The following is a 10046-nucleotide window of genomic DNA, read 5'->3' on the forward strand; positions in this document are numbered from 1 at the left end:
GCGGTGCCACGACGTCGTCCTGGTCCGGCATGTGCTGTGGACGCTGCCCGATCCCGGCCGGGCGCTGCGGCACTGGCGGGGGCTGCTGCGCCCCGGCGGGCGACTCGTCCTGGTCGAAGGGGTGTGGGGGACGGTGAGCCCGGTCGGGATACCCGCGGACCTGCTCACCGCCCTCCTGGCTCCGCTCGGTGGACGGACGGGCGTGGAGCGGCTGTCGGACGACGCGGCGCTGTGGGGCCGTGACGTGGACGACGAGCGCTACGCCGTGATCACGGTGCCGGACCGACCCGGACCCTCACGCGAGTAGTGCACCGAGCCCGCCCCCTCGGGCCAGGGCGTCCAGTTCGTCGAGGGCGGCCACCGCGGCGGCCGCGGCCCCGGGATCCGCCGCGGTCAGGCCGCTCGCCGCGAACTCGTCCTCGTCCAGCCGCCGTACGTCGGTGCCGTCCGCCGAGACCCACAGGTCCAGGTCGAGATCCTCGACCAGCAGTCGGCCGGCCGAGAGCTCGGCCGGGCGGGTGACGTCGCAGTAGTGGCCCTTGAGGGTGCCCGTGGCGGTGCGCACCTCCTTCACCGCGTACCACCGGTCGCGCCAGTAGTGCTCCGTGAAGACGTCACCGGGCTCGAAGCGCACGAAGCCGAAGTCCCGTACGCCGTCACCCGCCCAGGGGGCGCGCACGGTGACGCGGGTGCCGTCGTCGGCGAGCAGTTCGGCCGGGTAACTGATCTTCGTGCGCCCCGCCTTGACGAGGACGACGTCCAGGAGTGCCGGACGTTCAGCCGAGTTCACGGACATACCGCACCTCCGTGGCGCAGACCTCGTAACCGAACCACTCGTTGATCGCGATCATCGGTTCGTTGCCGGTGTCGTTCCCCGTGAACGCCTCCGCGTACCCGGCGGCGCGGGCGCGGTGCAGGGAGTCGTTCTTGGCGAGCTTGGCCAGGCCCCGGCCGCGGTGGGCCCGTGTGGTACCGGTCATGACCGTGCCGTACCGGGTGCCGTCGTCCGTGCGGGCCGCGGAGAAGGCGGCGGGCCGGCCGGCCACCACCGCCACCGAGGTCAGCTCGGGGCTGAACAGCGGGTGCCTCCAGGTCTCCTCCAGCCAGGCCTCGTAGTCGGTGAGCTCCGTTTCCCCATCGCTCGGTTCGTCTGCCGTCGTCTCCGCGTCCAGTGCGAACAGCGGGCGCGGGTCGTCGGCGAAGTCCGAGCCCGTGCGCAGTTCCACGCCGGGCGGCGGGTCCTGGAGCGGGGGGAGGGTGCCGTTCGCCAGGTCCAGGCGGAGGAAGTGGGCGGCGCGGCTCGCCCGGTAGGCGTGCCGCTCGGCGAAGGCGCGGTTGCCCGGTTCGTCCAGCACCCAGGCGAACAGTCTGGTCGCCCCGTGCGCGGCCAGGTGCTCCTCGGCGGCGCGCACGAGCAGTGTCCCGGCACCCCGGCGCGTGTGCTCGGGATGCACGTACACGTTGACGTTGCCCTGGCCCGGCTCGGAGCTCTCGTGGTGCAGGTGCACCTGCGCCGTGCCGATCACCTCGCCGTCGGCCACGGCGACCAGGGGACGGTAGTGGGCGGCGGGGTGCATACGGGTGAGGTCATGGGCCAGGGAGTCCGGTGTGAGGAGGATGAACGGCAGAGCCTCGTGCCGGACGCGGGCGAAGCCCTCGAGGTCGGCACGGGCAGCGGAGCGAAGAGCGCGGACGGTCACAGTCACGGAGGTGCACGCTACGGGGGGAGGCGCTGCGGCTGCCTCTCATTTTCCGCCGGGTGCGGGACAATCGGGCCGTGACCTTGAAGATCCACATCGACGACAGCGCGCCGCCGTACGAGCAGGTGCGGGCCCAGATCTCCGAACAGGCCCGGTCGGGGGTGCTGCCGGTGGGCCACCGGCTGCCGACGGTACGGGGCCTGGCCCAGGCGCTCGGCCTCGCCGCGAACACGGTGGCCAAGGCCTACCGCGCGCTGGAGGCGGACGGCGTGATCGAGACCCGCGGCCGCAACGGCACGTTCGTCGCCGCCGCGGGCTCGGCCGCGGAGCGCGAGGTCGCGGCGGCGGCCCAGACGTACGCGGAGCGGGCGCGACGGCTCGGGCTGGACGAGGACGCGGCCCTGGCAGCCGCCCGGGACGCGCTGCGGGCGGCGTACGAGGCGTAACCGCGGGAGGCTGCGCGGGAGCGGGGGAACAGGCGGCGCCGGCCCGGTTCCCGTGCCTCCGTGCCCCGTCCCTACAAGTACAGCCCCGCCTCCGCGTTCCCGCGAGGTTCCGGCAGGGCCGTCGGGGAGGTGCCCCTGCGCAGGGCGTACAACTCGGCCAGGGTGGCGCCCTCGCGGCCGATGCCGTCCTCGTGGCCCAGCCAGTTCACCGCCTCGGTGCGGGTCAGCGCCCCGACCTCGATCCGGGCGAGACAGCGTCCCGGGCGGACGACGGCCGGGTGGAGGCGCTCCAGGTCCTCGTTGGTCGTGACGCCCACCAGGACGTTGCGGCCCTGGCCGAGCAGGCCGTCGGTGAGGTTCAGCAGCCGGGACAGGGCCTGTCCCGCCGTGTGCTTGGCCTCGCCGCGGATCAGCTCGTCGCAGTCCTCCAGCAACAGCAGCCGCCAGCGCCCCTTGCCCGTCGTCTCGTCCTCCTCGCCGATCGCGATGTCCATCAGATAGCCGACGTCGGAGAAGAGCCGCTCCGGGTCCAGGACGCAGTCCACCTGGCACCAGTCCCGCCAGGACCGGGCCAGCGTGCGCAGCGCGGACGTCTTGCCTGTGCCCGGCGGGCCGTGCAGCAGGAGCAGCCGGCCCGCGATGTCCTCCGGCGTGGTCTTCATCAGGCGGTCCATGGCGTCCGCCACCGGCGCGGTGTAGTTGGGCCGGACCTCGTCCCAGGTGCCCGCGGAGATCTGCCGGGTGGTGCGGTGCGGGCCGCGGCGCGGGGACACGTACCAGAAGCCCATGGTGACGTTCTCCGGCTGCGGCTCCGGTTCGTCGGCCGCGCCGTCCGTGGCCTCGTCGAGGATCTTCGCCGCGAGTTCGGCGGTGGTCGCGGTGACGGTGACGTCGGCGCCCCGGCTCCAGCGGGAGATCAGCAGCGTCCAGCCGTCGCCCTGGGCCAGGGTGGCGCTGCGGTCGCCGTCCCGGGCGGCCCGCAGCACCTCGGCGCCCGTCGGCAGCAGGGTCGCGCCGGAGCGCACGCGGTCGATGTTCGCCGCGTGCGAGAACGGCTGCTCGCCCGTCGCGAAGCGGCCGAGGAACAGCGCGTCGACGACATCGGACGGGGAGTCGCTGTCGTCGACGTTGAGCCGGATCGGCAGTGCGTCGCGCGGGTTCGCAGGCATACCGTCATGATCGGGCACACGGACGCCCCCGCGCACCCGGTTTCCTCGAGGCGCGCGGGGCGCGTGACGTGCGCCGCGTGCTTGTGTCACCGCCGGACGTGCGCCGCCAGCCGCCGCGCGTGCCGCGTCCGGCGGACCACCGCGTACCCCTTGGTCAGGGCCCGGTCCCGGACGAAGACGCGGGTGAGGTCGCGGCCGTCCACCAGCCGCTCGAACTCGGCGGCGTCCGTCGACCGGCGCACGGTCACACGCCGCAGCGCGTAGGGCCCCTGCGCGCGACGGGCGAGCCCGTTGCCGACGGCGAGGGCCTGCGCGTACCCCGTCTCCCGTACCGCCTCGCGCACCCGGCGGCTGGAATAGCCGTAGGGATAGGCGAACGACGTGGGCACGCGGCCCAGCTGGTCCGAGACGATCTCCTTGCACAGGATCAGCTCGGAGCGCAGCCGCCGGTCGTCGAGCTGGTCGAGCTGCGGGTGGCTGTGGCTGTGGCCGCCGATCTCCACGCCCGCGGCGGCCAGTTCGCGGACCTGGTCCCAGTCGAGCATGGTGTCCAGGCCGCCGCCGGTGTCGTAGGGCCCCCGGAGCCAGCCCGTGGAGACGAACAGCGTGGCGGGGAAGCCGTGTTCGGCGAGGGCCGGCAGGGCGTGGCGGTGCACGCCCTCGTAACCGTCGTCGAACGTGATGAGGACCGGCCGGGAGGGCAGCGGCCTCCCGGTGCGCCAGCAGGCGGCCAGTTCGGCCGTGTCGACGGGGGTGAGGCCCCGCGCGGCGATCACCGCCATCTGTTCGGCGAACGCCTGCGGGGTCACGGACAGCGCGCGGGTGGCGTCGCTCGGGTCGGCGGCCACCGAGTGGTACATGAGGATCGGCACCCGTTCGTCAGCCACGGGCACCCCTTCGCTCCCCGCCCGGGCGCTCTCCCTCGCGGTGCGCCCCGCCCTCCGGGGCCGACACGTCGACCACGGAGAACGTGACCCCGCCCCGCCGGGCCCGCACGCTTCCCACCACGTATCCGCCCGCCGCCGTGAGTACCCCGGCGACGATCGCGCCCGCGCGACCCGCGCCGCCCGGCCGGGCCAGCAGGGCGTCCCGCAGCCCCCGCACCACCCCGGCCGGCAGGACCCGCGTGGTGTAACGGCGTTCCGACTCCAGCCCTTTCCCGGCGCCGACGCTGCGCGCCACCAGCGCCTTGGACAGGCCCTCGGCGTAGGTGCGGGTGCGGAAGTAGCGGAAGTGCTCGCGCGCCTCGGGCACCCGGTGGTGGATCACCGCACGGTCGTCGATCAGCAGGACCGCGTCGGGCCGGGCGCGGCTGAGGCGGATGCACAGCTCCGTCTCCTCCCCGCCCAGCGGACGCTTGTTCCCGTCCCGTCCGATCCCGGTGGCGAAGCCGCCCGCCGCGTCGAAGGCGGCACGCCGGAAGGAGGCGTTGCCGCCCAGGACGTTGCGCACCCGTACGCGTCCGGGGGGCAGGCCCCGATAGGTGCAGCCCACGACCCAGTCGAACTCCTCGGGGAACCAGCCGGGGCGCCGCCCCGACGCCCAGAGGGGTTCGGTGCGCCCGCCGACCGCCATCACGCGCGGATCGGCGTACGCCTCGGCGAAGTGCCCGAGCCAGTCGCGTTCGGCCACGGCGTCGTCGTCGAGGAACGCGACGATCCCGCCGCGCGAGGCGGCGATGCCGGTGTTGCGTCCCGCGGACAGGCCGCGGGGGCCCGCGTTGGCGAGCACCCGCACGTCGTCGGTGTCCTGGTACTCCTTGGCCAGCCGGTCCAGCAGGACCTCGTTGTGGTCCACGACCAGCAGGGTCTCCAGGGCCGGCCGGGACTGCGCCCGCACCGAGGCGACCGCCGCGAGGACGTCCTCCCAGCGGTCCTCGGTGTAGGCGCAGATCACGACCGAGATGCCGGGCGGGCCGGACGCGTCGGACACGCCCGGCCCGCCCGGAGCACCCGTGGTGCCGGGCTCGCTCAAGACACCTTCCCCCGGACCGTGTCGAGCAGCGGGGAGTGGTGCGGACGGCGGCGCAGCGCACGCCGGTTGGAGCGCTCCCCGAGGATCACCCCGAGGACGCGGAACCCGTCCCGCACGGCCCGCAGATTGCTCGTGCCGTGGATGCGCAGGTACTCGTGGCTGGGTATCTCCTGCACTCTCAGCCCTGCCTTGACGACCCGGATGTTCATCAGGGTCTCGACCTCGAAGCCGGTGCAGTCGAGGTCGATCTTGTCCAGGCAGTGCCGCCAGAACGCGTTGTAGCCGTAGCAGAGATCGGTGTAGCGGGCGCCGAACTTGCGGTTGACGACACCGCACAGGATCCGGTTGCCGAGCTTGCGGATGAAGGTCATGTCGTCGGTGCCGCCGCCGTTGGCGAAGCGGGACCCCTTGGCGAAGTCCGCGCCCGAGACGAGGGCGGAGACGTACGACACGATCTCGTTGCCGTCCGCCGAGCCGTCCGCGTCGACCATCACGATGATGTCGCCGGTGCAGGCCTGGAACCCGGTGTTCAGGGCGTCCCCCTTGCCCTTGCCTCGCTGTTCGACGACCTTGACGTCCGGCCACAACTCCCGGGCCACTTCGACGGTGTTGTCGGTGGAGTTGCCGTCGACCAGGACCACTTCGTGGATCCAGTCGGGAAGCGTCTTGAAGACGTACGGCAGGTTCTCCGCCTCGTTCATGGCCGGTATCACCACGCTCACCGGCGGTGCGATGGCCAGGTGCGAGGAGACGGGCCGGTACTTCTCGGCGGCCGGCGGATTCTGGTCCGCGGTCGCCGGCTGCAGAACGGAACTCATGAGTCTGGTCCCTCTCGTCCGGTGGGCCGCCCGCCCCTGGGCAGCCCGGCTATTCGTCCGGTTCGAAAGGGGGGTTCTCACCCGCGCACGACGCGAAGAAGCCCCGTGCACGCCGGGTGAGCTGGCAAAACTGGCCGACCACGGCATACGCCGGCCGACCGCGCGGCCCGGCCCGGTATCCCTTGCGGTCACCGAGCACGGCACCCCCCTACCGCGCCCCGCGCCGGTACGTCGCGGTCCTGAGCCCTCCCCTGGAGCCGCTTGCTGACGGACCGATGCGGGTGAGATGTATTGCAATGTATGACGGTATTGACGATTGAACCCGTATGGCAAGACCTGAAACCAGGACTCACGTTTTTGTTGGTTTGACTGTTACGTGTGCCTCTGGCCATCCCCCGGCCACCAGCATGCCGCCGTGGCGTACGGATGCAACCACGCCTCGGGGGCGGTCGGTCGGTTCAGGCCGAGCGGCTCCGGCCGTGCGGCTGTGACCGTGCGGTGGTGGCTCACGCGAAGAGGCGTGCGGGTGCGGATGGTCTGCATGGCCGACTTTGCCCCCCGAAGCGTCGGATGCCGGGCTTCAATCTGACGCAGCCCGTTGTGGGCGTCAAGGGTCGAACGGCCCCAAGGCCTGAATTCGTCCGGGATTGAACAGATGTTCCGGTGGCCGGCGACGGCGGTCCGGCGGCGGCCCCGTGACGGTTCGTCGGCGAGTCGATGGCGGCCCGATGGTGGTCCGATGAGGCCCCGGTGGTGGTCACCCGGTGGTGACTTGGTGGTTGCGTGGTGAACAGGTTGCGGGGGTCCTGAGGAGGGGTCAGCATTTTTGGCATGGACACTTCCAGTCAACGCGCGTAGTCGCTATGAAGGTTGAGGCAGAGATCCTGCTAAAGGGAGGTTCCATGAGACGTTCCCGACTTTCCGTCTATCTCGGTTCCATCCTCCTCGCCGTCGTCACCGCCTTCACCGGGGCGGCCGCGGCGCACGCGTCCCAACAAGCCGCTGTCGGCGGCTATGTGGCGCTCGGCGACTCCTACTCCTCCGGCGTCGGAGCGGGCAGCTACATCAGCTCCAGCGGCGACTGCAAGCGCAGCACGAAGGCCTATCCCTACCTCTGGCAGGCCGCGAACTCACCCTCGTCCTTCGACTTCACCGCCTGCTCGGGCGCCCGAACGGATGAAGTTCTGGCGTCGCAGCTCGGTCCGCTCAGCAGCAGCACCGGTCTGGTCTCGCTCAGTGTCGGCGGCAACGACGCGGGCTTCGCCGACGTCATGACGACCTGTGTGCTCCAGTCCGAGAGCACCTGCCTCTCCCGGATCAACACCGCACGGTCGTACGTCACCTCGACGCTGCCCGGCAAGCTCAACAACGTCTACTCGGCCATCCGCAACCGGGCCCCGAACGCAAAGGTCGTCGTCCTCGGTTACCCCCGCTTCTACAAGCTCGGCGCCACCTGCGTCGGCCTCTCCGAGAACAAGCGGGCGGCGATCAACGACGCGGCCGACCTCCTCAACAGCACCACCGCCCAGCGCGTCAACGCCCACGGCTTCACCTTCGCCGACGTGCGCTCCCCGTTCACCGGCCACGAGATCTGCTCCGGCAGCTCCTGGCTGCACAGCGTGAACTGGACCAACATCGGCGAGTCCTACCACCCGAAGGCGGCCGGCCAGTCCGGCGGCTACCTCCCGGCGTTCAACAACGCGGTCTGATCCGCCCGGGGAGCCGTCTTCCCCATGGGCGGCTCCCTCGACGCAACGTCACCCCACTGCCGAATCCCCCGTCCCTCAGGGAGCGGCCGCCGAACCGGCAGGAGAGGAGGAGGCCCCGTCCGGCGGGGTCTCCGTCTCGCACGTCACCGAGAACGGCACCGGGTCCGACGTCGTGTGCACGGGCTCCCGCACCTCCACCCCGATGCTGTTCTCCAGCGTCCCGGACTCCAGGTACGTCGTCACGATCACCGTGTCCTGCTTCGTGCGCCCGCCGCCCTCCGGGAACGACAGCGTCCGCCACCCCGGGTCGGCCACCGAGTCGTCCTCGCCCACCCAGCGGTAGGACACCTCCGCGGGCAGCCGCCCCACCGTGAACGTCGCCGTGAACGAGGGCGACTGCTCCTTCGGCGGGGGACAGGCACCGGAGTACTCCGTGTGCGTGCCCTTCACCGTCACCCGCACCGACTGCTGCGGTGGGGGACTCTCGCCGTCGTCGTCGCCGTTCCCCTCGCCTTTTTCGCCGTCGTGCTCGGAGGCCGTCGGAGCAGCGCCGCCGGTCCGCCCGGTTCCGCCCTCGTTGCCGTTGCCGTTGCCGTCGCCGTTGCCTCCGCCGCCACCGTTGCCGTGGCCTCCGTCGTCGTTGCCGCCCCCTCCGTCGTTGCCTCCGCCCCCACCGTTGTTGCCGACGCCGTTGCTCCAGTCGCCGTCGCCGTCGCCGTTGCCGCCTCCGCCCTCTCCGTTGTTGCCGACGTCGTCGCTCCAGTCGCCGTCGCCGTTGCCGCCTCCGCCCCCACCGTCGTTGCCGACGCCGTCATTGTTGCCGTGGCCGCCGCCGTTGCTCCAGTCGCTGTCGCCGTTGTCTCCGCCGTTGCCGCCCCCGCCCCCTCCGTCGTTGCCGCCGCCGTCGTTGCCGCCACCGTTGTTGTTGCCGTTGCCCCAGTCGCCGCCGTCACCGTTGCCGTCGCCGGTCTGCTGGTTCCAGTCGCCGTTGTCGCCCTGTTGGTCGGTTGTGCCGCCGTCGCCGGTCTGCTGGTCCCAGTCGCCGTTGTCGCCGTTGCCGCCCTGCTGGCTCCAGCCCGACTCGTCGTCATTGCCCAGTGTGTCGCTCGCGATGGCGGGGACGACGGCGGCCGCGAGGGCCAGGGTGCCGACGGCCAGCGTCATCGGCAGACGGCGGAGCAGGCGGGGGCGCGGGGCGAGCGGTGGGTGCGGCGAGTGCCGTGACATGAAGTACCTCCATATGGGGGCGAAGGGTTACAAGGTGACTAAGCGCCACATTAGGAGCAGCCCTCCGCCCCCGCCCGCCTTGGTGCGCCATCGGGGACGGCCGTCCGGATCACCTCGCGTCGTCGCTGGTGACAGCCCCGTGTTGAGGAAGCGTCAGGCCGGCCGACGCGCACACTCCACGGCGTCCCGCCCCTCTACTCCGTCAGCTCCTCCAGCAGCCGGGCCGTCGGCAGTCCGGCCCGCAGGTAGTCGACGAACAGGTCGTTGTGCAGGGCCCAGCCCGAGCGGCGGGCCCGGATCAGCCGGATCGCCTCCTCGGCGGAGCTGCCCCGGCGCATCAGCGCGTGCGCGACGACCAGTCCTGAGCGGTTGTATCCGTGATAGCAGCGCACCAGGACCTTGCGGCCGTCGTCCAGTGCCTCGCACGCCGCCTCGGCGAGCCGGATGACCCCCAGGAGCTGGGTCCCGTCGAGCGGCCCGTCCGGGATCGGCCACACATGGTGCTCGACCCCGGGGTCCGGTCCGTGCCCCGGCAGCCGCAGCAGCGTCTGCACGAGATCGAACTCCTGGCGCACGGATGCGAACTCCAGCCGCCCGGTCCGGGCCCTGAACTGGTGCCCGCCCATCCACAGGCCGGGTGCGATCTCGTCCCACGGAGTGTCCGGTGCCGGTACGTCGGGTTGCTTCCCGCGGGTATGCAACGGTGCCTCCCCAGTATCACAGCCCAAGGGCTCTCAAAGGTAGCCGGGTTCTTGCCCCCGGAGCACCCGCCTGTTCCCATGGAAGGTGGGGTGATGGTGCATGAACGGTCTGCGCGTCGTACCGACCTGGCGGCACGGCCGGGAGCGGCTGTACGTCTGCCTCCCGGACGGCGGGAACATCGCCTGGTACGACCGTGACGCGGCCAGGGTCAACCTGCTCGGCGAGGACCGCGAGGCGGAGGTGCTCGAAGCGCTCGGCCCCTTCCTCACCGGCCCGGTCACGGTCGGTCCGCCCCCGGTCC

General features: G+C 72.0%; 11 protein-coding genes and 1 pseudogene. 4 read left to right on the plus strand and 8 right to left on the minus strand.

Going from position 1 to position 10046, the window contains the following annotated elements:
* A partial coding sequence (locus AOK11_RS10930; protein ID WP_157869322.1) for a class I SAM-dependent methyltransferase occupies nt 1–307 on the plus strand: 307 nt, incomplete at its 5' end.
* On the opposite strand, the gene AOK11_RS10935 is transcribed toward AOK11_RS10930, so the two are convergent.
* Together AOK11_RS10935 and AOK11_RS10940 are read right to left on the minus strand one after the other, a co-directional pair.
* Complete coding sequence (locus AOK11_RS10935; protein ID WP_055593470.1) at nt 296–796, minus strand: ribonuclease FAU-1 family protein; 501 nt, start codon at nt 794–796, stop codon at nt 296–298. The genes AOK11_RS10930 and AOK11_RS10935 overlap by 12 nt on opposite strands.
* On the minus strand, nt 777–1706 hold the full coding sequence (locus AOK11_RS10940) for a GNAT family N-acetyltransferase (RefSeq protein ID WP_055593471.1): 930 nt from the start codon (nt 1704–1706) through the stop codon (nt 777–779). Before AOK11_RS10940 ends, AOK11_RS10935 begins: the two co-directional genes overlap by 20 nt.
* Nucleotides 1707–1777: 71 nt before the next feature.
* Between AOK11_RS10940 and AOK11_RS10945 the strand changes: the two genes are divergently transcribed.
* Nucleotides 1778–2146 carry a GntR family transcriptional regulator gene (locus tag AOK11_RS10945; protein ID WP_055593476.1) on the plus strand — a complete coding sequence of 123 codons (369 nt, stop codon included), beginning with the start codon at nt 1778–1780 and terminating at the stop codon, nt 2144–2146.
* Nucleotides 2147–2217: 71 nt separating this feature from the next.
* Here the strand turns inward: AOK11_RS10945 and AOK11_RS10950 are convergent, their stop codons facing one another.
* From AOK11_RS10950 to AOK11_RS10965, 4 genes are all read right to left on the minus strand, one after another.
* Nucleotides 2218–3315, minus strand: coding sequence for a DUF5925 domain-containing protein (locus AOK11_RS10950; RefSeq protein ID WP_055593477.1), 1098 nt, complete (start codon nt 3313–3315; stop codon nt 2218–2220).
* An 86-nt stretch (nt 3316–3401) separates the two neighbouring features.
* Entirely contained in the window at nt 3402–4202 is an 801-nt protein-coding gene (locus AOK11_RS10955; RefSeq protein WP_055593478.1) for a polysaccharide deacetylase family protein, read from the minus strand.
* Nucleotides 4195–5247 (minus strand): glycosyltransferase family 2 protein, encoded by a 1053-nt coding sequence (locus AOK11_RS10960; protein ID WP_055593479.1) that lies wholly within the window; start codon nt 5245–5247, stop codon nt 4195–4197. The genes AOK11_RS10955 and AOK11_RS10960 overlap by 8 nt, the downstream gene beginning before the upstream one ends.
* Nucleotides 5248–5285: 38 nt before the next feature.
* Entirely contained in the window at nt 5286–6107 is an 822-nt protein-coding gene (locus tag AOK11_RS10965) for a glycosyltransferase family 2 protein (RefSeq protein ID WP_055593472.1), read from the minus strand.
* A gap of 902 nt (nt 6108–7009) precedes the next feature.
* On the opposite strand from AOK11_RS10965, the gene AOK11_RS10970 reads away from it, so the two are divergent.
* Nucleotides 7010–7816 carry an SGNH/GDSL hydrolase family protein gene (locus tag AOK11_RS10970; RefSeq protein ID WP_055593473.1) on the plus strand — a complete coding sequence of 269 codons (807 nt, stop codon included), beginning with the start codon at nt 7010–7012 and terminating at the stop codon, nt 7814–7816.
* Nucleotides 7817–7891: 75 nt separating this feature from the next.
* Here the strand turns inward: AOK11_RS10970 and AOK11_RS46390 are convergent, their stop codons facing one another.
* Both AOK11_RS46390 and AOK11_RS10980 read right to left on the minus strand, forming a co-directional pair.
* Nucleotides 7892–9043, minus strand: coding sequence for a hypothetical protein (locus AOK11_RS46390; RefSeq protein WP_055593474.1), 1152 nt, complete (start codon nt 9041–9043; stop codon nt 7892–7894).
* A 194-nt stretch (nt 9044–9237) separates the two neighbouring features.
* A complete protein-coding gene (locus AOK11_RS10980; protein WP_055593475.1) occupies nt 9238–9744 on the minus strand; it encodes a protein-tyrosine phosphatase family protein in 507 nt (168 codons plus the stop codon).
* Between the two features lie 100 nt (nt 9745–9844).
* Between AOK11_RS10980 and AOK11_RS10985 the strand changes: the two are divergent.
* Nucleotides 9845–10046 (plus strand): annotated as a pseudogene (locus tag AOK11_RS10985) (NERD domain-containing protein); the annotation flags it as partial.

It is taken from the genome of Streptomyces hirsutus (assembly GCF_001418415.1).
GTDB classification, from domain to species: Bacteria; Actinomycetota; Actinomycetes; order Streptomycetales; family Streptomycetaceae; genus Streptomyces; species Streptomyces hirsutus.